A 21358-nucleotide genomic window follows, 5' to 3' on the forward strand; every position below is an offset into this window, starting at 1 on the left:
TATTACTGCCGTGTCCCAGACCCCATCCCCGGACGTCGTGATCATCGGCGCCGGCGTCGTCGGAGCCGCCTGCGCGTACTACGCCCGCGCCGCCGGCCTCTCCGCGGCCGTGGTCGACCGCGGCCCCGTCGCCGGCGGTACGACCGGCGCCGGGGAGGGCAACCTCCTGGTCTCCGACAAGGAGGCCGGCCCGGAACTCGACCTCGCGCTCCTGTCCACCCGCCTGTGGCGCGAGCTGGCCGACGTCCTGCCCGCCGAGACGGAGTACGAGGCCAAGGGCGGCCTCGTCGTCGCCCCGGAGGAGACCACCCTGAAGGCCCTGCGCGCCTTCGCGGAGGGCCAGCGCGCCCGCGGGGTCGAGGCCGTCGAGGTGGACCGCGACGCGCTGCGCGAGCTGGAACCGCACCTGGCCCCCGGCCCGGCCGGAGGCTTCCTCTACCCGCAGGACGCCCAGGTCCAGCCCGCGCAGGCCGCCGCACGGCTGCTCGCCGCCTCCGGTGCCCGCACCCACCTGGGGGAGGAGGTCGTCGAGGTGCTCACCTCGGACGGCGCCGTGCGCGGCGTGCGCACCGCGGCCCGGACTCTCCTGGCCCCGGCCGTGGTCAACGCGGCGGGCACTTGGGCCGGGGAGGTCGCCGCCCTCGCGGGGACCACCCTGCCCGTCCTGCCGCGCCGCGGGTTCGTCCTCGTCACCGAACCCCTGCCCCGGGTGGTCCGCCACAAGGTCTACGCCGCCGACTACATCGCGGACGTGGCCAGCGACTCCGCCGCGCTCCAGTCCTCGGCGGTGGTCGAGGGGACGCCCGCGGGGCCGGTGTTGATCGGCGCGACCCGTGAGCGCGTCGGGTTCGACCGGGGCCTGTCGCCGCAGGCCCTGCGCCGCCTCGCCGCGCAGGCGGCCGCGCTCTTCCCCGTACTGGCCGACGTCCGCGTCATGCGGACCTACCACGGCTTCCGCCCCTACCTGCCCGACCACCTCCCGGCGATCGGCCCCGACCCCCGGGTCCCCGGGCTGTTCCACGCCTGCGGCCACGAGGGCGCGGGCATCGGCCTGGCCCCGGCCACCGGCGCGCTCCTCGCCGCCGCCCTCACGGGCGGTGAACCCCCGCTGTCCGCGCACCCGTTCCGCCCCGAGCGGTTCGACGGGGCCCCGGAGGGGGAGAGCCCGCCGGACGGGCGGTCCCGTAGCGTTCCGAGGAGGAACCCCTGATGCGCCGTCGCAGCCCCCGCTCCCTGGTGGGCGGCGCCCCCGAGCCCGCGCACACCGTCACCTTCGACGGTCGTGAACTGCCCGCCCTGCCCGGCCAGTCCGTCGCCGCCGTGCTGTGGGCCGCCGGGATCCTCGCCTGGCGCACCACCCGCGAGGGCGGCGCCCCGCGCGGCGTGTTCTGCGGGATCGGCTCCTGCCACGACTGCCTCGTCACCGTCAACGGCCGCCCCAACCAGCGCGCCTGCCTCGTCCCGGCCCGCCCCGGGGACGCCGTCACCACCCAGGAGGGCACCGGCCATGGCGACCTCGCCGTCTGAACCGTCCCGCGGCGCGTCCGCCCCACCGTCCGCCGCGCCGGCCGCCCCACCGTCCGCCTCACCGGGTCGCGCCGAACCCCCCGCCCGCGCCGCGACGCACGACCTGGCCGTCGTCGGCGCCGGCCCCGCCGGCCTCGCCGCGGCCGTCACCGCCGCCGACCTCGGCCTGCGGGTCGCCCTGCTCGACGCCGGCGAACGCCCCGGCGGCCAGTACTACCGCCACCCCGCCCCCGGCCTCGGAGCCGCCCGCCCCCAGGCCCTGCACCACGACTGGCGGGCCTTCGCCGCCCGCGAAGCCGCCCTGCGCGCCCACGTGTCGGCGGGCCGGGTCGCCTACCTGCCGCTGCACCACGTCTGGACGGTGCTCCCCGAGGGCGACGGCTGGATCCTGCACGCCGTCGCCGGCCCCGAGGAGGCCGCCGCGACCCTGCGCGCCCGCCACGTGCTCCTGGCCACCGGCGCCCACGAGCGCCAACTGCCCTTCCCGGGCTGGACCCTGCCCGGGGTCATCGGCGCGGGCGGGGCGCAGGCCATGCTCAAGGGCGGTCTCGTCCTGCCCGGCCGGCGGATCGTCGTCGCCGGCAGCGGCCCCCTGCTGCTCGCCGTCGCCGGGTCGCTGGCCGCCGCCGGTGCGCGCGTGCCCGCCGTCGTCGAGGCCGCCTCCTACACCGGCTACGCCTCCGGCGCCGCGGCCCTGCTGCGCAACCCCGGCAAGCTCGCCGAAGGCGCCACGTACGGCGGAGCCCTGGTGCGCCACGGCATCCGCCTGCTCACCCGGCACGCCGTGACCGAGGCCCACGGCCGGGCCCGGGTCGAGGCCGTCACCCTCACCCGCCTGGACCGCGACTGGCGCCCCGTGCCCGGCACCGCGCGGCGCGTGCCCTGCGACGCGGTCGCGGTGGGCCACGGGCTCGTGCCCCAGCTCGAACTGGCCACGGGCCTCGGCTGCGCCACCCGCCCGGCCCCCGACGGCACGGTCGCCCTGGAGCTGGACGCCGCGCAGCGCACCTCGGTCCCCGGGATCTGGTCCGCCGGCGAGACCGGAGGCATCGGCGGGGCCCGACTGGCGCTGACCGAAGGGGAGATCGCCGCCCACGCCATCGCCGGCCGGTCCGTGCCCGCCCGCCTCGGGCGGGCCCGCGCCCGGCTTCGGGCCTTCGCCGGGGCGATGGCCGCCGCCCACCGCCCCGGATCCGGCTGGACCGACTGGCTGACCGACGGAGCCGACGTGTGCCGCTGCGAGGAGGTGCCGGCGGGCACGATCCGCGAGGCGGTCCGCGACCTCGGCGCGCGGGACGCCCGTACGGTCAAACTGCTCACCCGGGCCGGGATGGGCTGGTGCCAGGGGCGGATGTGCGGCCCCGCCGTGGCGGCCCTCGCGGGGGCGGAGCCGACCGCCGACCGCCGACCGCTGTCCTGCCCGGTCCCGCTGCGCCACCTCGCGGCGCTGCCGGAGACGCCGCCGGCCCCGTAGCCCGCGCGCCGCGACCCCGGCGTGGTCGCCACCACCGAACTTCCCCCGTCCGGCCGCCGATCGGGCCCCTCCGGGCCCTTGTGGCCGACTCGCACCCACTAGTAAAATGTCACACACCACACTAGGGAGCCACCCATGACCCACGCGCCCACCCCCGCGCCCCGTCCCGACACCCGCACCCGCCCCTGGCACGGCATCATGGTCGCCACCGCCCTGCCCCTGCGCGAGGACCTCGGCGTCGACTACGACGCCTACGCCGAACACGTCGCCTGGCTGATCGCCGAAGGCTGCGACGGCGTGGTCCCCAACGGCTCCCTCGGCGAGTACCAGACCCTCACCGACGAGGAGCGGGCCCGGGTCGTGCGCACCGCGGTCGAGGCCGCGGGCGACGGTGCCCGCGTCATGCCCGGCGTCGCCGCGTACGGGAGCGCCGAGGCCCGCCGCTGGGCCGAACAGGCCGCCGAGGCCGGAGCCGGCTCCGTACTCCTGCTGCCGCCCAACGCCTTCCGCGCCGACGAGGTCACCGTCCGCGCCCACTACGCCGACGTCGCCCGCGCCGGGGTGCCCGTCGTCGCGTACAACAACCCCATCGACACCAAGGTCGACCTCACCCCCGACCTGCTCGCCCGACTGCACGGCGACGGCAGCATCGTCGCCGTCAAGGAGTTCAGCGGCGACGTCCGCCGGGCCTACGAGATCGCCGAACTCGCCCCGGGCCTCGACCTGCTCATCGGCGCCGACGACGTGCTCCTCGAACTGGCCCTGGCCGGCGCCGTCGGCTGGATCGCCGGCTACCCCAACGCGCTGCCGCGCTCCTGCGCCACCCTCTACCGGGCCGCCGTCGCCGGCGACCTCGACACGGCCCTGCCGCTGTACCGGTCCCTGCACTCGTTGCTGCGCTGGGACTCCAAGACCGAATTCGTCCAGGCCATCAAGCTCTCCATGGACCTGGCCGGACGCCCCGGCGGAGCCACCCGCCCGCCGCGCTTCCCCCTCACCGGGGAGATCGACGCCGCCGTCCGCGCCGCCACCGAGAAGGCCCTCGCCGAGGGACTCCACTAGGCCCTCCCTTCCGGATCCGGCCCGTACCGGCCCGCGTCGTTCGGCATCACGTCCCGACGCCGCGGGCCCGACCGGCGGGATCCGGGGAAATGATCCGGGACGATCCGGGGTGATCCGGGCCGTCCCCCAGGGGGACCGACGAGCGGCCGGCCACCGGCCCGCAGACAGGAGGGGGCACCCGATGCGCACACGTCACGTCTACCACGCGGTCGACTCGCACACCGAGGGCATGCCGACCCGGGTGATCACCGGGGGAGTCGGGGTGATCCCCGGCGCCACCATGGCCGAGAAACGGCTCCACTTCATGGCGCACTCGGACCGGGTCCGGACCCTGCTCATGTACGAGCCGCGCGGCCACGCGGCGATGAGCGGCGCCATCCTGCAACCCCCCACCCGACCCGACGCCGACTTCGGCGTCCTCTACATCGAGGTGTCGGGACTGCTGCCCATGTGCGGGCACGGCACGATCGGGGTGGCCACCGTCCTCGTCGAGACGGGCATGGTCCCGGTCGTCGAGCCGGTCACCACCGTCCGCCTCGACACCCCGGCAGGGCTCGTCTCGGTCGACGTCCGCGTCGAGGACGGCGCCGCCACGGCCGTCACCCTCACCAACGTCCCCTCCTTCTGCGTCGGCCTGGACCTGAAGGTCGACGTCCCCGGCTTCGGGACGGTCACCCACGACCTCGCCTACGGCGGCAACTTCTACGCCTTCGTCGAACTGGACGACCTCGGGCTGCCCTTCGACCGGGCCCGCGGGGACGACCTGCTCGCGGCCGGCCTCGCCGTCATGGAGGCGATCAACTCCTCGCCCGGACGGCCCGTCCACCCCGAGGACCCCGCCATCGCCGGCGTCAAGCACGTCTACCTCGCCGCCCCCGGCTCCGACGCCCGCCGCTCCCGGCACGCCATGGCCATCCACCCCGGCTGGTTCGACCGTTCGCCCTGCGGGACGGGCACCAGCGCGCGCATGGCCCAGCTGCACGCCCGGGGGCTGCTGCCCCTGGACACCGACTTCGTCAACGAGTCCTTCATCGGCACCGAGTTCACGGGCCGCCTGATCGGGGAGACCACCGTGGGCGGGGCGCCCGCCGTCGTCCCCACCGTCACCGGCCGGGCCTGGATCACCGGCACCGCCCAGTACTTCCTCGACCCGTCCGACCCCTTCCCGGGAGGGTTCCTGCTGTGACGCCCCCACCCACCGCGCCGACCGGCGTCCGCGCCACCGACTACCACACGGCGGGCGAACCCTTCCGGATCGTCGACCTCACCACCGACCCCGTCGCCCCCGCCCCCGGGGACACCGTCGCCGAACGCTGCGCCACCGTCATCGGCGCGGGCGGCTCCGGCACCGCCCCGCGCCGGGGCCCGCTGGACGACGTACGACGCCTGCTCGTGCAGGAGCCGCGCGGGCACGCCGGGATGTACGGCGGGTTCGTCGTGCCGCCCGACGACGACGGCGCCCACTTCGGGGTGCTGTTCTGGCACAAGGACGGCTGGTCCACCGCGTGCGGCCACGGCACCCTCGCGCTCGGCGCCTGGGCCGTGGACACCGGGCGGGTGGCGGCCCCCGCCGACGGGGACGTCGAGGTGCGGATCGACGTCCCCTCCGGCCGGGTCGCCGCCACCGTCCACCGGACCGCCGGCCGCACCACCGGGGTCACCTTCCGCAACGTCCCGGCCCGCGTGGGCGCCCGCAAGGTACCCGTCGCCACCACCCTCGGCATGGCCGAGGTCGACATCGCCCACGCCGGCGCCTGCTACGCCTCCGTCGCGGCCCGGGACCTGGGCCTGACGGTCGACCGGGCCTGCCTGCCCGAACTCGTCCGCGTCGGCCGCGAGATCCGCTCGGCGCTCGCCACCCACCCCGCGACCTGGCACCCCGACGGACCGCTGCTCTCCGGCGTGTACGGGGTGATCCTCCACGAGGAACTGCGCGACACCCCCTTCGGCCCGCACCAGCGCAACGTCACCGTCTTCGCCGACGGGCAGGTCGACCGCTCGCCCTGCGGCTCCGGGACCTCGGCCCGGCTGGCGCTGCTCGCCGAGGACGGGCGCCTGGGGGCGGGGGAGGACCTGCTCCACGAGTCGGTGGTCGGCACGGTGTTCACCGGTCGCGCCCTCGCGGGAGGGGTCACCGAGGTCACCGGCACCGCCTACCGCACCGGCGAGCACCTCTTCACCGTCGACCCGCACGACGCCCTCGCCGCGGGCTTCACCCTGTGACGGGCCGGGCGTCGACGTCGACCCCGGCCGCCCCGCTGCCGCAGTTCGGCGCGGAGCGGACGGCCGCGCTGCTCACCCCCGCCCGGGCCGCGGACGCCCTGGCCGACGCCCTGCGCGCCGGACTCGACCCGGAGGGCTGCCCGCGGCGCACCGCCGTGGCCACGCCCGGCGGCGAACTCCTGCTGATGCCGGCCGCGTCGGAGGCGTACGCGGGCGTCAAGATCGCCGGGGTCGCCCCCGGGAACCCGGCGCGCGGCCTGCCCCGGATCACCGGCGGCTACCTCCTCCTCGACGGTCCCACCCTGCGCCCGCTGGCCCTGATGGACGGCGAGGCCCTCACCGCGCTGCGCACCCCGGCGGTCTCCGCGCTGGCCCTGCGGCGACTGGCCCCGACCGGGCGGGCGCTGCGACTGGTGCTGTTCGGCTCGGGGCCGCAGGCGTACGGGCACCTCGAAGCGATCCTGGAGCTGCGGGAGTTGGCGGAGGTGATCGTCGTGGCCCGGGATCCCGGGCGGGCGGGCCTGCTGGTCGCGCACGCCCGCTCGCTCGGCGCCGACGCCCGGACGGGCACGTCGGAGGCGGTGGCGGAGGCGGACCTGGTGGTCTGCTGCACCAGCACGCGCGAACCGCTGTTCGACGGGCGCCTGGTGCCCGACGGGGCGGTGGTGGTGGCGGTCGGCTCGCACGAGCCGGACGCCCGGGAGACGGACACGGCCCTGGTGCGGCGGTCCGCCGTGTACGTGGAATCGCGCGCGGCGGCGCTGCGGGAGGCGGGGGACCTGCTGGTGCCGGAGGCGGAGGGGGCCATCGGGCCCGGTCATATCACCGCCACCCTGGCCGACCTGGTCGCGGAGCGGATTCCCGCGGGAGGGCGGGCGGGTTGTCCACAGCTCTTCAAGAGCGTCGGCATGGCCTGGGAAGATCTTGCCGTGGCGGTCGCGCTCTACGAGGCCGCCGGAGCAGATGGCACAACGTGACATTGTACGCTGGTGCTCCTGCCCAACTGTGGCGGTGTCGGGGGTCTCGGAGGAAGAGCACATGGGTGACCTGAAGCAGAACAGTCTCATCAAGGCCCAGGAACGGCTCCGCGACCAGGTCGGCCACGCCCTCCGAGCGGCCCTGATAGCGGGCGAGCTGCGCCCGGGAAGCGTCTACTCCGCGCCCGGCCTCGCCGCCGAACTCGGCGTCTCGGCCACGCCCGTGCGCGAGGCCATGCTCGACCTGGCCCGCGAGGGCCTGGTCGAGCCCGTGCGCAACAAGGGCTTCCGCATCACCGAGGTCAGCGAGCGCGACCTCGACCAGTACACCGAACTGCGCACGATGATCGAGGTCCCGACCATCGGCCGGATCACCGAGATCGCCACGGCCGAGCAGCTGGAGGCCCTGCGTCCGGTGGCCGAGGAGATCGTCGCCAACGCGCGCGAGCACAACCTCATCGGCTACCTGGAGGCGGACCGCCGCTTCCACCTCGGCCTCCTCGCCCTCGCGGGCAACGACCGCCTCGTGGAGACCGTCGGCGACCTGCGCAAGCGCTCCCGCCTGTACGGCCTGACGGGCCTGGACGAGGCGGGCAAGCTGGTCTCCTCGGCCGAGGAGCACATCGAGCTGCTCGACCTGATGCTCACGGGCGACGCCGAGGCGGCCAAGGCCTGCATGCAGCGCCACCTCGGACACGTCCGTTCCCTCTGGGCCCAGGGCCGTGACGAACCCGTGGGCCGCCCGTCCGGCGGTCTCGGCTCGGGCGTCTAGGACTTCCGGAGCCCTCCGGGGCCCTCGGGCCCGCGTCGGGGTCGAGGGCGGGACCGTACCCGCGTACGCGCGACGGGCGCGGGTGGAGAAGTGGGTCGCGAGCGGCCGGCGGGGGTTCCCGCCGGCCGCTTCCGCGTGCGCGCCGGCCGACGCTTCGGGAGCCCGGCCGCGGACCGGCGCCCGCGGACCGCGGACCGGCGCCCGCGGACCGCATCGGGTCGCGTCAACGGGCCCTGGACCGCGCCGATTTGGACACGGCTGGATAACGGCGCCGCCAACCCCTTGTCAGTACAATTTCACATTACTATGTTACCGGTCACATCATAGAGCGCGGCCCTTCACTGGAGTGACCCATGACCAAGCGCACCCAACTCGCCCTCGCCACCGCCCTGGTGGCGGCCCTCGCACTCGGCGCATCGGGCTGCTCCGACAACGCGAAGGCCCCCGCGGCGAGCGGCGGCGGCGTCAACCCCGCCGCCGCCAACGACGGGAAGATCCTCGGCGGCACCCCGGTCAAGGGCGGCACCCTCACCGTCCTGTCCAACCAGGACTTCGCCCACCTCGACCCCGCCCGCAACTGGGTCATGCCGGCCATGGACTTCGGCACCCGCCTGCTCTACCGCACCCTCGTCACCTTCAAGGCCGAACCCGGCAAGGGCGGCAGCGAACTGGTCCCCGACCTCGCCACCGACCTCGGCACCCCCTCCGACGGCGGCAAGACCTGGACCTTCACCCTCAAGGAGGGCGTCAAGTACGAGGACGGCACCCCGATCAGGGCACAGGACATCAAGTACAACGTCGAGCGCTCCTTCGCCCCCGACCTCACCGGCGGCCCCGACTACGCCGCCCAGTACCTGGCCCGCACCGAGGGCTACAAGGGCCCCCTCCAGGGGCAGCACCTCGACTCCATCAAGACCCCCGACGACCGCACGATCGTCTTCGAACTCAAGCGCCCCGTAGCCGAGTTCTCCGCGACCGCCACCCTCCCCACCTTCGCGCCCGTCCCGCAGTCGCAGGAGAAGGGCACCCAGTACGACGCCCGCCCCTTCTCCTCCGGCCCGTACCGGATCGACTCGTACGACCGCGACAAGAAGCTCGTCCTGGTCCGCAACGAGCACTGGGACCCGAAGACCGACACCGTCCGCAAGGCCTACCCCGACCGCTTCGTCGTCGTCATGGGCCTCAAGGGCGGCCAGATCGACGACCGCATCATCGCGGGGGAGGGCGCCGACGCCTCCACCGTCCAGTACGCCGACATGCGCCCCGAGAGCGCCCCCAAGGTGCTGCCCAAGCCCGACGTCAAGGCCCGCCTCCTCGCCGAGTCCCAGGGCTGCACCGAGATGCTCCACCTCAACAACTCCCGCGCCCCCTTCGACGACCCCAAGGTCCGCGAGGCCATGCAGTACGCCGTCGACAAGGAGGCCGTCATCACCGCCGGCGGCGGCCCCGCCCTCAACGAGGTCGCCACCGCCTACCTGCCGCCCGCCCTCTCCGGCGGCAAGCAGGCCGACACCCTGAAGATCCCCGCCGCCGGCGACCCGGCCAAGGCGAAGGAACTCCTCAAGGCGGCCGGCAAGGACAAGCTGAAGGTCTCCCTCGCCGTCTCCACCGGGGACAAGGGCAAGGCCGAGGCCCTCCAGCAGGGCCTGGCCCGCGCCGGCGTCGAGGTGGTCGTCGACACCATCGACCCCGGCGCCTACTACGACGTCATCGGCGACCTCTCCACCACCCCCGACATGACCCTCTCCGGCTGGTGTCCCGACTACCCCTCCGGCTCCACCTGGATCCCCTTCGTCTTCGACGGACGCACCATCAAGGAGAAGGGCAACCAGGGCAACAACAGCCAGTTCCGCGACGAGGCCACCATGAAGCGGATCGACGAGATCAACGCCATGGCCGATGCCAGGCAGGCCAACCAGGCCTGGATCGACCTCGACGCCGAGATCATGAAGAAGTCGCCGTCCGTCCCGCTCCTGCTGGAGCGCAAGCCGCTGCTGGTCGGCCCCAACGTCGCGGGCGCCTACGGCCACCCCGTGTGGACCGGCAGCATCGACTACGCCACCGTCGGCCTCAAGGACCCGTCGAAGAGCCAGGGCTGAGGAAGCCGGAGCCGACGACACCATGACCACCACCGCACCGGACGCCGGCGGGCCCACGCCCCCGGCCCCGGACGGCGCACCGGCCCCGACCGCCCGCGAGGAGGCCGTCGCCAAGGAGGCCATCGCCAAGGAGGCCATCGCCAAGGAGGCCGCCCGCGAGGGGGACGCCCGCGCGACGGCCCCCGGCAGCAGCCCCTGGCAACTGGCCCGACGGGAACTGGGCCGCCGCCCCGCCGTCCGCGTCAGCCTCTGCGTCGTCCTCCTGTTCGTCCTGATGGCCGTCGCCGCGCCCTGGCTGGGCGCGCTCGGCGGCTGGTCCCCGGACGAGTTCGACAAGACCGCCATCGACCCCTACCTCGGCGGACAACCGCTGGGCTCCCTCGGCGGCATCAGCGCCGAGCACTGGCTCGGCGTGGAACCCGTCACCGGCCGCGACCTGTTCGCCCGCGTCGTCCACGGCGCCCAGGTCTCCCTCCTCATCGCCTTCGCCGCCACCGCCATCGTGGTCCTGACCGGCACCGCGGCCGGCATCGCGGCGGGCTACTTCGGCGGTCGCGTCGACGCCGCGCTCTCCCGGCTGATGGACCTCACCATGTCCTTCCCCTCGCTGATCTTCATGATCGCGATGCTGTCGGTGGCCAAGGACGTCAACCGGATCGTGCTCATGACCGCCGTCATCGGCCTCTTCGGCTGGCCCGGCGTCGCCCGCGTGGTCCGCGGCCAGACCCTCTCCCTCAAACACCGCGAGTACGTCGACGCCGCCCGCGTCGGCGGCGCGACCTCCTGGCGCATCCTCACCCGCGACATCCTCCCCGGGGTGTCCGGACCGGTCATCGCCTACACCACCCTGCTGATCCCCGGCATGATCAGCACCGAGGCCGCGCTCAGCTACCTCGGCGTCGGCGTCCGCCCGCCCACCCCGTCCTGGGGCCAGATGATCGCCGAGTCCGTCGCCTTCTACGAGACCGACCCCATGTACTTCGTGATCCCGAGCGTCTTCCTCTTCCTCGCCGTGCTCGCCTTCACCCTCCTCGGGGACGCCCTGCGCGACATCCTCGACCCGAGGGGCGGCCGCACGTGATCCTCTACCTCCTGCGCCGCCTGATCGCCCTGGCCGCGGTGCTCCTGGCCATCGCCGCCGTCACCTTCCTCATCTTCTACGTCCTGCCCTCCGACCCGGCCGCCGCCGCCTGCGGCAAGACGTGCAGCGCCGAACGCCTCGCCGACGTACGCGTCCACCTGGGCCTCGACCAGCCCCTGTGGCGACAGTTCGCGGACTTCGTCACCGGCATCTTCACGGGCCGCACCCTCGGCACCGGCCAGTACGCCCTGCACTGCGACTTCCCCTGCCTCGGCTACTCGTACGAGAACTCCCTGCCCGTCTGGGACCTGCTGATGGACCGGCTCCCGGTCTCGGCCTCCCTCGCCCTCGGCGCGGCCGTCCTGTGGATGGTCCTGGGCCTCGGCGCCGGCGTCACCGCCGCCCTGCGCAAGGACTCCGCCACCGACAAGGCCCTGATGGTCGGCGCCGTCGCCGCCGCCTCCCTGCCGGTCTACTTCACCTCCGTCATGCTCATCTACGGAGTCATCCGCATCGCCGGACTCCTGCCGTACCCCACCTACCGCGCCCTCACCGACGACCCGCTCGCCTGGGCCGGCAACCTCCTGCTGCCCTGGATCGCGCTCGCCCTGCTCTACGCCGCCATGTACGCCCGCCAGAGCCGCGGTTCGATGATCGAGGCGATGGCCGAGCCGTACATCCGCACCGCCCGCGCCAAGGGCATGCCCGAGCGCACCGTCGTCGTCAAACACGGCCTGCGCTCCGGAATGACCCCCATCCTGACCATCTTCGGCATGGACCTCGGAGGCCTCCTCGCCGGAGCCGTCATCACCGAGTCCATCTTCGGCCTGCCCGGCATCGGCCGCCTCTTCTACGGGGCGCTCGTCAACTCCGACCAGCCGGTGGTCCTCGGCGTCACCCTGCTGGCCGCCTTCTTCATCGTCGTCGCCAACCTCGTCGTCGACCTCCTGTACGCCGTCATCGACCCGAGGGTGAGGTACTGATGCCCCCTCCCACCGCCACCCCCGACGCCCCGCTGCTCCACGTCCGCGACCTGCGCGTCACCTTCACCACCCCGCGCGGCACCGTCCGCGCCGTCGACTCCCTCGACTTCACCGTCGAGGCCGGACGCACCCTCGGCATCGTCGGCGAATCCGGCTCCGGCAAGTCCGTCACCTCCCTCGCCGTCATGGGCCTGCACCGCGAAGGCGCCGAGGTCACCGGCTCCGTCACGCTCGCCGGACGGGAACTGAACGGCCTCGGCGAGAAGGAACTCTCCGCCGTGCGCGGCCGGAGGATGGCCATGATCTTCCAGGACCCGCTCTCCAGCCTGCACCCCTACTACACCGTCGGCGAGCAGATCGCCGAACACTTCCGGGTCCACTTCAAGGCCGGCCGGGCCGCCGCGCGCAGACGCGCGGTCGACATGCTCGGCGAGGTCGGCATCCCCGAACCCGCCCGACGCGCCGGGGAGTACCCGCACCAGTTCTCCGGCGGCATGCGCCAGCGCGCGATGATCGCCATGGCCCTGGCCTGCGAGCCCGACCTGCTGATCGCCGACGAACCCACCACCGCCCTCGACGTCACCGTCCAGGCCCAGATCCTGGAACTGATCGCCCGCCTCCAACAGGAACGCGGCCTCGGCGTCGTCATGATCACCCACGATCTGGGCGTGGTGGCCCGCGTCGCCCACGAGGTGCTCGTCATGTACGGCGGCCGGGCCGTCGAACAGGCCCCCGTCGACGCGCTGTTCGCCGACCCCGCCCACCCCTACACCCGCGGACTGCTCGACTCCCTGCCGCGCCTGGACTCGGCCGACGACGTCCCCCTGCCCTCCATCCCCGGCTCCCCGCCGTCCCTGCTGGCCCCCGCCCCGGGCTGCGCCTTCGCCCCGCGCTGCCCCCGCGCCGCCGCTGCCTGCACCGGGACGCGTCCGCCGTTCGAGACGTACGGGGACCACCCGGAGCGCGGCGTCGCCTGCCACTTCCCGGGAGACCCGCGGCCGGCCGGCGCGGGGACCCGTAGCGCCGAGGAGGCGGCCCGATGAGCCAGAACCCGCCCGCCGGGGGCGCCGCCGCGCCCCTGCTGTCCGTACGCGACCTGACGATGACCTTCCCCGGGAAGCGGACCCTGACCGGGCGCCGGGGGGCGCCCGTGCGGGCCGTCGACGGGGTCTCCTTCGACCTGGAGGCCGGCCGGACCCTGGGGCTCGTCGGGGAGTCGGGCTGCGGCAAGTCCACCACCGGCCGGATGCTGGTCCGGCTGCTGGAGCCCACCTCCGGCAGCGTGACGTTCGAGGGCAGGGACATCAGCCGGCTCTCGCAGGGGGCCCTGCGGCCCCTGCGCCGGAACATCCAGATGGTCTTCCAGGACCCGCACTCCTCCCTCAACCCCCGCCAGACGGTGGCCCGCATCATCTCCGACCCGCTGCTGGTCCAGGGGTGGAGCGCGGCCGACGCCCGCCGCCGGGCCGCCGACCTGATGGAGCTGACGGGACTGATCCCCGAGCACATCGACCGCTATCCGCACGAGTTCTCCGGCGGACAGGCCCAACGCATCGGCATCGCCCGCTCGCTGGCCACCAACCCCCGGCTGGTCATCGCGGACGAACCGGTCTCCGCCCTCGACGTGTCGGTGCAGGCGCAGATTGTCAACCTCATGGAGCGGCTGCGCGCCGAACTCGGCCTCGCCTACGTGTTCATCGCGCACGACCTGTCCGTGGTCAAGCGCGTGTCCGACCGGGTCGCCGTCATGTACCTCGGCCGGATCGTCGAGATCGGGGACAAGCGGTCCCTCTACGAGGACCCGCAGCACCCCTACACCCGGGCGCTGCTGTCCGCGGTCCCGCTGCCCGACCCGGCGGCGGAGCGGCGGCGCGAGCGGATCGTGCTCCTCGGTGATCCGCCGAGCCCGGCCTCCCCGCCGCCGGGGTGCGGCTTCCACCCGCGCTGTCCGAAGGCGCAGGAGGTCTGCCGCACCGAACGGCCGGTACTGAGAACGGCCGCCTCGCGCGAGGTGGCGTGTCACTTCCCGGGTGACTGACGGGGATCCACGGGAAGAGGAAGGGCCCCGGAGCCGATGAAGCCTCCGGGGCCCTTCCGCGTGCGCGTCGAGCACCGTACGCCGTCTAGACGGCCAGGACCTCGCGGAAGAAGGCCAGCTCCTGGGCCATCACCTTCTCCCGGGTGCCGTGCGGGGTCATGTGCGTGACGCCGGGCAGGGCCAGCAGCCGGTGCGGGCGGCCCGCGTCGGTGAGGGCGCGGGACAGGCGCAGGGTGTGCGAGGGGTGGACGTTGTCGTCGGCCAGGCCGGTGACCAGCAGCAGGGGCCGGCTCAGCGAGGGCGCGTCGGGGATCAGCGAGTCCCGTTCGTACACCTCGGGGTGCTCCTGCGGCAGGCCCAGGTAGCGCTCGGTGTAGGCGGTGTCGTAGTGGCGGAAGTCGGTGGGCGCGGCCCCGGCGGCGGCCGCGTGGAAGACGTCGGGCCGGCGCAGCACGGCCAGGGCGGACAGGTAGCCGCCGTAGGACCAGCCCCGTACGCCGACCCGGCCGAGGTCCAGGTCGCGGTGGCGGGCGCCCAGGGCCCGGAGCGCGGCGACCTGGTCCTCCAGGGTGACGTCGGAGAAGCCCCGGTGCACGGCGTGGGTGAAGGCGGGGGAGACGTAGGGGGTGCCCCGGTTGTCGACGGTGACCACGGCGAAGCCCTGGTCGGCCCACCACTGCCGGGCCTGCCAGCGGCGGGGCTCGGCGCAGACGTCCTGGAAGCCGGGGCCGCCGTAGCTGTCCATCAGGACGGGCAGTCGGTGTCCGGGCACGTGGTGGCGGGGCAGTACGAGTGCGGTGGGGAGGCCGTGCTCGGTGACGCGTTCCAGGAGGGGGACGACCCGGTGGGGCAGCGGGGCGGACAGGTCGGCCGGGGCGAACTCCCGGCCGTCGGCGGTGCGTCCGGCGAAGCGCACTCCGTCGGCGTCGGCGGAGGTCAGCAGCAGGGCGCCGGCGTCGGCGGCGGCCACGGAGTGCACCCCGGGGCCGTCGGCGAGCGGGGTCCGCTCGCCCGTGGTGGGGTCGAGCAGCAGGACCTGCTGTTCGGAGGGGTCGCGCAGGCCGGCCTCGACGATCAGGCGTCCCTGGTGGACGCCGACCACGCGGCGCACCTGGATTCCTTCGTCGGTGAGGGGTTTGCCGTCGACGGCGAGCCCGCGGGCGGCCCCGTCGGGGGTGTCGACGGCGGTGAGCGTCCGTCCGTCGGCCAGCCGCGCCGGGGTGCCCGGCACCATCGGGTCCACCCAGCGGGGGTGCGTGGTGCGCGACAGCTCGCGGGTGCGGCCGGTGGTGGGGTCGGCGGTGAGCAGCAGGACGGTGCGCTGGAGCCGGTCCTGGACGGTCAGCAGGATCTCGCCCGGGCCCGCGTCGCCGTCGCCGTCGCCGGTCCAGTCGACGTCGGAGACGTACGGGAACTCCTCGGCGTCCCAGTCGAGGCGCACCCGGGCGCCGTCCGGGCCGAGCACCCACAGCCGCACGTCGGCGTTGGGTCCGCCGGCCTCCGGGTAGGCGAAGTCCTCGGCCGGCAGCTCGGGGTGCGCGGGGTCGGCGAACCAGCGTCGCGGCAGGGCGCTCTCGTCGACGCGGGCGGCGAGCAGGCTCTGCCCGTCCGGTGCCCACCAGTGGCCCCGGGCGCGTCCGAGTTCCTCGGCGGCGGCGAACTCCGCGATGCCCCAGCGGGCCCCGTCGTCGGGGCTGATCCGCCCGCCCGGGACGGTGTGGAGGGCGTCGTCGTCGCCGACGTAGGCGGTGCGCGAGCCGTCGGCGTTCGGGCGGGGGTCGAAGGCGGGGACGGCGGTCGGCAGTTCCTCGGGGGGCGCGTCCGCGCCGGCGGTCACCGCGTGGAGCCGTCCGTGGAGGGAGAACACGGCGCGCCGGCCGTCGGCGGTCAGGGCGTAGGAGCCGATCCCGTCGGCGACCAGGCGGGTCCGTTCGCGCAACCGGCGCTCGGCGAGCGGGAGTCGGCCTCCGGGGACGCGCAGGGCGCGGGGGTCGGCCAGCAGGGTCTCGGCGCCGGTGGTGGTGTCGAGGACCCAAAGGGCGTCGAGCGGGTCGGTGGGGCCGGACGAGCGCAGGAACCACAGGAGACGGCCGTCGTCGCCGAACGAGAAGGCGCGGGGGGCTCCGTGGGTGAAGCGTGCGGTGTCGGCGGAGAGCCTGAGGAAGGGGTCCATGACGGCAGTGTGGCATGTGAAATATCACATGGCCTAGCCCATTCGAGTGGTGGTCCTTGAAAACCGGACATAGCGTCGACTAGTGGACCCGAACGCTCAGCCGACCAACAACGGGACCGACGGCACGGTCCGAGGGAGCGGAAACGGACTGGCCCTGTTCGTCATCGCCTCCTGCCAGCTCATGGTCGTTCTCGACATCACCATCGTGAACATCGCGCTGCCCCACATCCAGACCGCGCTCGACTTCTCGACCGAGAGCCTGTCCTGGGTCGTCAACGCCTACACCCTCACCTTCGGCGGACTCCTCCTCCTCGGCGGACGCACCGGCGACATCCTCGGTCGCAAACGGGTCTTCATCTTCGGCGTCCTGCTGTTCGGCCTCGCCTCCCTCCTCGGCGGCCTCGCCCAGAACGCCGGCCAGCTGATGGCCGCCCGCGCCCTCCAGGGAGTCGGCGGCGCCATCGCCTCCCCGACCGCCCTGGCCCTGATCACCACCACCTTCCGCGAAGGCCCCGCCCGCAACCGCGCGTTCGGCGTCTTCGCCGCCGTGTCGGCGGGCGGCGGCGCGATCGGCCTCCTCGCCGGCGGCCTCCTCGTCGAATGGCTCGACTGGCGCTGGGTCCTGTTCGTCAACGTCCCCATCGCCGCGCTCATCGCCGTCCTCGCCGCCCGCGTCCTGCGCGAATCCGAACGCCGCCCCGGACACTTCGACCTCGCCGGCGCGCTGCTGTCCACCGGCGGCATGGTCGCCCTCGTCTACGGGTTCATCCGCGCCTCCCAGGAGGGCTGGCGCGACGGGGTGACGCTCGGCTCCTTCGCCGCCGCCGTCGTCCTGCTCGCCCTGTTCGTCTTCAACGAACGCCGCTCCCCCCAACCCATCACGCCGCTGCACATGTTCGCCGACCGCAACCGCGCCGGGACCTACGGCATCATGCTCTTCCTCGCCTGCGCGATCTTCGGCATGTTCTTCTTCCTCACCCTCTTCGTCCAGAACGTCCTCGGCTTCAGCCCGCTCCGGGCCGGCCTCGCCTTCCTCCCGGTCAGCGTGATGATCGCGCTGGCGGCCGGCTTCGCCTCACAGCTGCTGCCCCGCTTCGGACCCAAACCCTTCATGGTCGCGGGCGCGCTGTGCTGCGCCGTCGGACTGGCCTGGCTGACGCGTACGGACGTCGACTCCACGTACCTGGGCAGCGTGCTGGGGCCGATGGTGGTCTTCGCCACCGGCATGGGCCTCCAGTTCGTGTCGCTGACCCTGATGGCCCTGTCCAACGTGCCCGACCGGGAGTCGGGCGCGGCCTCCGGCCTGCTCAACACGATGCAGCAGATCGGCGGGTCGCTCGGCCTGTCCATCCTGGTCACCGTCTTCGGCACGGCGAGCCGGCACGAGGCCAAGGTGCAGGTGCCGGCCTTCCTGGAGAGCGCCGGACCCGTACAGAAGGCCCTCTTCGCGCGCACCGGGCAGCTGCCCGGACCGTGGGCCGAGCGCGTCCTCACCTCGGGCGTGAGCGCGTCCTTCGTCGCGGCGTCGCTGTTCACCCTCGTCGGCGCGGTGATCGCGGTGTTCGTCATCCAGGTCCGCCCCTCCGACCTGGCACGACTCCAGGGCAACCACACCCCGGCACCCGTCCCGGGCGAAAAGGGTCTGTAGGGTCGACGGATCATCGGACCACGGGGGGACACCAATGTACGGATCGACCATGCGCCGCGCGGCGCTCGCGACGCTCACCGTCACGCTGGCGGCGTTCGCCGTCGGCTGCGGCGGCGAGGAGAAGCCGGCCGCGCCCACCGCCAAGCCCCCGGCCTCCGCGCCCGCTTCGGCTCCGGCTCCGGCCTCGAGCCCCTCCGCCTCCGCCTCGGCCTCCCCGTCGAGCCCGCGCGGCGCCTCCGCGTCCCCCGCGTCCCCCTCGGCCTCCGGGGGCACGACCGCCACGCCGCCCGAACTGGTCCGCGACGCCTTCGCGGGGCTCCAGGCCACCCTCCAGGAGTCGTGCACCCCGGGCAACTGCGCGTACTTCCTCGGACGGGTCCACGACGAGCTCCACCGCATGGACCGCGCCATGAAGGCCGACGCCAAGGGGCCGGGCCACTTCCCCGAGCCGATCGCCCTGATCGCGAAGCTCGACAAGGAACTCGGCGGGGACCGGACCTTCGAGAACCTGAAGAAGCACCAGAGCGTCCTGATCTCCACCCGCGACGAGATCAACAGCTGGATGCAGGACCACCCGGACGACTACCGCTAGTCCGGTCCCGGTCCCGGTCCCGGCCCCGGCCCGGCCCCGGCCCCGGCCCCGGTCCGGGGCCCGGGGTCACCTCCGCCAGAACAGGTGGTGCGTGACCTCGCCGCCCGGGCTCGGCACCACCTCCAGGTGGAACCGGTCGAGCAGCTCGGCGGGCGACTCCCACAGCCGCGCCCCCGACCCCAGGTCGACGGGGGACACCGCCACGTGCAGGGTGTCGACGAGGTCGGCGTCGAGGAACTCCCGGATGACGCCGGCCCCGCCACCGAGGCGCACGTCCTTGCCCCCCGCCGCCTCCCGCGCCCGTGCGAGCACGGCGGCCGGCTCGCCGGCGACGAAGTGGAACGTGGTGTCGGAGAGCGTGAACGACGGGCGCTCGTGGTGGGTCATGACGAACACCGGGGTGTGGAACGGGGGCTCGTCGCCCCACCACCCGCGCCAGTCGTGGTCGCGCCACGGACCGCGCTGGGGTCCGAACTTGTTGCGGCCCATGATCTCGGCCCCGATGTTGTGCCCGAAGTCCCGGGTGAAGTAGTCGTCGAGGCCGCGGCTCCCGCCCGGCTCGGTGCGCCCCGGCCAGCTCGCCGTCGCCCCGGCCCAGGCGAACATCTCCGCGGGCTCGGCGTGCCCGAACGGCCGTTCCAGGCTCTGCCCCTCGCCGGCGCCGAACCCGTCGCGCGAGACGTTGAAGTTCTGGACCCTCAGCAGTTGCTCCACCCCGCCATCCAACCCGCACCGCCCCCCGCCCGCGACCGCCAACCCGGGGAATCCCGCGCCGCGCGGGACCGCGGCGGACGACACGGTCGGCTCAACGGTCCACCCGACGGATCCGGCAGCGCGAGGGACCCTCCGTACGCAGGGTGATCCCGGCGCTCACCGGGACCTCGGTGTCCACGGCCTCGAACTCGTACGCGCGCAGGATCATGGCCAGCGCGATCACCGACTCCAGCATCGAGAAGTGCTGGCCTATGCAGGCGCGCGGCCCGCCGCCGAAGGGGAACCAGGCGTAGCGCGGCCGCGCCGCCTCCGCCTCGGGGGTGAACCGGGACGGGTCGAAGCGGTCCGGCTCGCTCCAGTAGGCGGGGTGGCGGTGCGTCACCCACGGCGAGAGGATCACGTCGGCCCCCGCCGGGATGGTGTACCCGCCGATCTCGGTCGCGGCGACGGCCCTGCGCCCGATCACCGGGGCCGCCGGATAGAGCCGCATGGCTTCCTTGAGGACCCGGGTCAGGTACGGCAGACGGTCCAGGTCCGCCGCCTCGGGCGTACGGTCGCCCAGTACGCGGGAGACCTCCTCCCGGGCCCGCGCCTGCTCCTCGGGGTGACGGCCGAGCAGGTGCAGGGCGAAGCCCAGCGAGGTCGCGGTCGTCTCGTGACCGGCCAGCAGGAAGATCAGCACCTGGTCGCGCAGCTCGGTGGCGTCGAAGGCGGCGTCGTCCGCGCTCTGCGCGGCGGCGAGCAGCGTCAGCAGGTCCTCGCCCGGGCCCTCGCCGCGGGAGGCGTCGCGCCGCCCCGCGATGATCGCGTCGCAGACGGCGTACAGCTCGTCCATCGCGGCGGCGGCCCGCCGGTTGCCGGGGGTCGGCCAGCCGCGCGGGATGTTGGCGGGGGAGTAGCCGCGGCGCAGCACGTACTCGGTGATGACCGGGAAGCACCGGTCGACCACGTCCACGGTGGTCTCCACGTCGGTGCCGAAGAGGATGCGGGCGACGGCGCGCAGGGCCAGGTGCATCATCTCGGAGGAGACGTCGACGATCCCGTCCCGCGCCCGCGCCCAGGAGGCGAGGACGGCGTCGGTCTCGCCGGCCACGGCCGTGGCGTACCCGTCGACGCGCCTGCGGGTGAACAGCGGCTGCACCAGTCGGCGCTGCCGCAGGTAGTCCTCGTCCTGGCTGGTCAGCAGTCCGTTGCCGAAGGAGGTGCGGACCTCCTGGTAGAAGGTGTTGTCCTTGCGGAAGTTGGCCGCCTCGCCGGCCAGCACCCGCTGGGCGCCCTCGGCCGAGAACACGCAGTACAGCTCGGCGCGCAGGCCGGGCGGGCCGGCGAGGACCCGTACGACGTCCCCGTGCCGCCGGTTGGCGCGCAGGTAGGTGCCGAGCGAGTCGGCCTTCAGGTCCGGGAGCGATCCGAGCAGCGGGACCCCCTCCAGGTCGGGGATCGACGTACCCGTACCCGTGCCGTGCCCGGTGTCCACTGCCATGGCCGCCCCCTCGAAACCGTACCGACGGACCGATTCTGACGCTCGAACCCGTGTTCCGGCGAGGTCGTCTTCAGGTCATCCGGCCAAAAGGCACCGGCTCGCCGCACCTTTGGCACGTACGCCCCGACCCGCTCCGAAGACGTCGCGGGGGCGGCCCCCGCGGCGTGCGGGGACCGCCCTCCGGAGGACGTCATGACCTGCGACCGGGTTAAATGTCCCGGAACTCTGCTGCATGCATTCCGACCTGCGGAAACTAGGCTCTGCCAAGATCACCTTGCGCAAGCCCTGCACGAACGGGCTGGTCTGCATATCGGGCGGCCCTCTCGTACATGCTCCGGACCGCCTGACGGACCTTCGCACCTGCCCCAGAGACCCGGTGGACTTGCCTACGGAGAGTAAATGCCGGAGTAGCGTGTCCGAGGCGGTCCGCGAGGGTGTAAATGTCGACTTCGTTCGCCAGCGCCGTGTTGGCGATGCGGTGTCGGAGGGCGCGCATGTCCTTGTTCCGCGAC

General features: G+C 74.0%; 18 protein-coding genes. 15 read left to right on the plus strand and 3 right to left on the minus strand.

Annotation, left to right across the window (positions count from 1 at the left end):
* Positions 1-10: 10 nt before the first annotated feature.
* The 13 genes from ACZ6ZI_RS12180 to ACZ6ZI_RS12240 all read left to right on the plus strand — a co-directional run bounded on the left by ACZ6ZI_RS12180 (position 11) and on the right by ACZ6ZI_RS12240 (position 14236).
* On the plus strand, positions 11-1210 hold the full coding sequence (locus ACZ6ZI_RS12180) for an NAD(P)/FAD-dependent oxidoreductase (protein WP_469519054.1): 1200 nt from the start codon (positions 11-13) through the stop codon (positions 1208-1210).
* A complete protein-coding gene (locus ACZ6ZI_RS12185) occupies positions 1210-1527 on the plus strand; it encodes a (2Fe-2S)-binding protein (RefSeq protein WP_469519057.1) in 318 nt (105 codons plus the stop codon). The genes ACZ6ZI_RS12180 and ACZ6ZI_RS12185 overlap by 1 nt, the downstream gene beginning before the upstream one ends.
* Complete coding sequence (locus ACZ6ZI_RS12190) at positions 1508-3001, plus strand: FAD/NAD(P)-dependent oxidoreductase (RefSeq protein WP_469519060.1); 1494 nt, start codon at positions 1508-1510, stop codon at positions 2999-3001. Before ACZ6ZI_RS12185 ends, ACZ6ZI_RS12190 begins: the two co-directional genes overlap by 20 nt.
* Before the next feature lie 135 nt (positions 3002-3136).
* Complete coding sequence (locus tag ACZ6ZI_RS12195) at positions 3137-4063, plus strand: dihydrodipicolinate synthase family protein (protein WP_469519063.1); 927 nt, start codon at positions 3137-3139, stop codon at positions 4061-4063.
* A 181-nt stretch (positions 4064-4244) separates the two neighbouring features.
* Positions 4245-5249: a proline racemase family protein gene (locus ACZ6ZI_RS12200; RefSeq protein ID WP_469519065.1), complete on the plus strand. Its 1005-nt coding sequence runs from the start codon at positions 4245-4247 to the stop codon at positions 5247-5249.
* Positions 5246-6286, plus strand: a complete 1041-nt coding sequence (locus tag ACZ6ZI_RS12205) for a proline racemase family protein (protein WP_469519068.1) — start codon at positions 5246-5248, stop codon at positions 6284-6286. Before ACZ6ZI_RS12200 ends, ACZ6ZI_RS12205 begins: the two co-directional genes overlap by 4 nt.
* On the plus strand, positions 6283-7263 hold the full coding sequence (locus ACZ6ZI_RS12210; RefSeq protein ID WP_469519071.1) for an ornithine cyclodeaminase family protein: 981 nt from the start codon (positions 6283-6285) through the stop codon (positions 7261-7263). Before ACZ6ZI_RS12205 ends, ACZ6ZI_RS12210 begins: the two co-directional genes overlap by 4 nt.
* A 61-nt stretch (positions 7264-7324) precedes the next feature.
* Entirely contained in the window at positions 7325-8035 is a 711-nt protein-coding gene (locus ACZ6ZI_RS12215) for a GntR family transcriptional regulator (protein ID WP_469519072.1), read from the plus strand.
* Positions 8036-8388: 353 nt separating this feature from the next.
* A complete protein-coding gene (locus tag ACZ6ZI_RS12220) occupies positions 8389-10134 on the plus strand; it encodes an ABC transporter substrate-binding protein (protein ID WP_469519074.1) in 1746 nt (581 codons plus the stop codon).
* Between the two features lie 22 nt (positions 10135-10156).
* Positions 10157-11215, plus strand: a complete 1059-nt coding sequence (locus ACZ6ZI_RS12225) for an ABC transporter permease (RefSeq protein ID WP_469519077.1) — start codon at positions 10157-10159, stop codon at positions 11213-11215.
* Entirely contained in the window at positions 11212-12198 is a 987-nt protein-coding gene (locus ACZ6ZI_RS12230) for an ABC transporter permease (protein ID WP_363052857.1), read from the plus strand. The genes ACZ6ZI_RS12225 and ACZ6ZI_RS12230 overlap by 4 nt, the downstream gene beginning before the upstream one ends.
* Complete coding sequence (locus ACZ6ZI_RS12235; protein ID WP_469519079.1) at positions 12198-13241, plus strand: ABC transporter ATP-binding protein; 1044 nt, start codon at positions 12198-12200, stop codon at positions 13239-13241. The genes ACZ6ZI_RS12230 and ACZ6ZI_RS12235 overlap by 1 nt, the downstream gene beginning before the upstream one ends.
* Positions 13238-14236 carry an ABC transporter ATP-binding protein gene (locus ACZ6ZI_RS12240; RefSeq protein ID WP_469519082.1) on the plus strand — a complete coding sequence of 333 codons (999 nt, stop codon included), beginning with the start codon at positions 13238-13240 and terminating at the stop codon, positions 14234-14236. The genes ACZ6ZI_RS12235 and ACZ6ZI_RS12240 overlap by 4 nt, the downstream gene beginning before the upstream one ends.
* Before the next feature lie 85 nt (positions 14237-14321).
* On the opposite strand, the gene ACZ6ZI_RS12245 is transcribed toward ACZ6ZI_RS12240, so the two are convergent.
* Positions 14322-16409, minus strand: a complete 2088-nt coding sequence (locus ACZ6ZI_RS12245) for a S9 family peptidase (protein ID WP_469519085.1) — start codon at positions 16407-16409, stop codon at positions 14322-14324.
* Between the two features lie 82 nt (positions 16410-16491).
* Between ACZ6ZI_RS12245 and ACZ6ZI_RS12250 the strand changes: the two genes are divergently transcribed.
* Positions 16492-18057, plus strand: coding sequence for an MFS transporter (locus ACZ6ZI_RS12250; protein ID WP_469519087.1), 1566 nt, complete (start codon positions 16492-16494; stop codon positions 18055-18057).
* Positions 18058-18091: 34 nt separating this feature from the next.
* Positions 18092-18649, plus strand: a complete 558-nt coding sequence (locus ACZ6ZI_RS12255) for a hypothetical protein (protein ID WP_469519090.1) — start codon at positions 18092-18094, stop codon at positions 18647-18649.
* A 66-nt stretch (positions 18650-18715) separates the two neighbouring features.
* Here ACZ6ZI_RS12255 and ACZ6ZI_RS12260 read toward each other — a convergent pair whose 3' ends face one another.
* Complete coding sequence (locus tag ACZ6ZI_RS12260; protein ID WP_469519093.1) at positions 18716-19363, minus strand: dihydrofolate reductase family protein; 648 nt, start codon at positions 19361-19363, stop codon at positions 18716-18718.
* A 91-nt stretch (positions 19364-19454) separates the two neighbouring features.
* Positions 19455-20846, minus strand: coding sequence for a cytochrome P450 (locus tag ACZ6ZI_RS12265; protein ID WP_469519096.1), 1392 nt, complete (start codon positions 20844-20846; stop codon positions 19455-19457).
* Positions 20847-21358: the final 512 nt, after the last annotated feature.

The sequence above is a fragment of the Streptomyces sp. NPDC103540 genome (genome assembly GCF_055584445.1).

Excerpts from the sequence above, each read along its gene's own strand:
- ACZ6ZI_RS12240 (WP_469519082.1), top strand. The coding sequence starts at position 13,238 with ATGAGCCAGAACCCGCCCGCCGGGGGCGCCGCCGCGCCCCTGCTGTCC.
- ACZ6ZI_RS12215 (WP_469519072.1), top strand. The coding sequence starts at position 7,325 with ATGGGTGACCTGAAGCAGAACAGTCTCATCAAGGCCCAGGAACGGCTC.
- ACZ6ZI_RS12245 (WP_469519085.1), bottom strand. The coding sequence starts at position 16,409 with ATGGACCCCTTCCTCAGGCTCTCCGCCGACACCGCACGCTTCACCCAC.
- ACZ6ZI_RS12200 (WP_469519065.1), top strand. The coding sequence starts at position 4,245 with ATGCGCACACGTCACGTCTACCACGCGGTCGACTCGCACACCGAGGGC.
- ACZ6ZI_RS12220 (WP_469519074.1), top strand. The coding sequence starts at position 8,389 with ATGACCAAGCGCACCCAACTCGCCCTCGCCACCGCCCTGGTGGCGGCC.
- ACZ6ZI_RS12190 (WP_469519060.1), top strand. The coding sequence starts at position 1,508 with ATGGCGACCTCGCCGTCTGAACCGTCCCGCGGCGCGTCCGCCCCACCG.
- ACZ6ZI_RS12265 (WP_469519096.1), bottom strand. The coding sequence starts at position 20,846 with ATGGCAGTGGACACCGGGCACGGCACGGGTACGGGTACGTCGATCCCC.
- ACZ6ZI_RS12195 (WP_469519063.1), top strand. The coding sequence starts at position 3,137 with ATGACCCACGCGCCCACCCCCGCGCCCCGTCCCGACACCCGCACCCGC.
- ACZ6ZI_RS12255 (WP_469519090.1), top strand. The coding sequence starts at position 18,092 with ATGTACGGATCGACCATGCGCCGCGCGGCGCTCGCGACGCTCACCGTC.
- ACZ6ZI_RS12225 (WP_469519077.1), top strand. The coding sequence starts at position 10,157 with ATGACCACCACCGCACCGGACGCCGGCGGGCCCACGCCCCCGGCCCCG.
- ACZ6ZI_RS12235 (WP_469519079.1), top strand. The coding sequence starts at position 12,198 with ATGCCCCCTCCCACCGCCACCCCCGACGCCCCGCTGCTCCACGTCCGC.
- ACZ6ZI_RS12185 (WP_469519057.1), top strand. The coding sequence starts at position 1,210 with ATGCGCCGTCGCAGCCCCCGCTCCCTGGTGGGCGGCGCCCCCGAGCCC.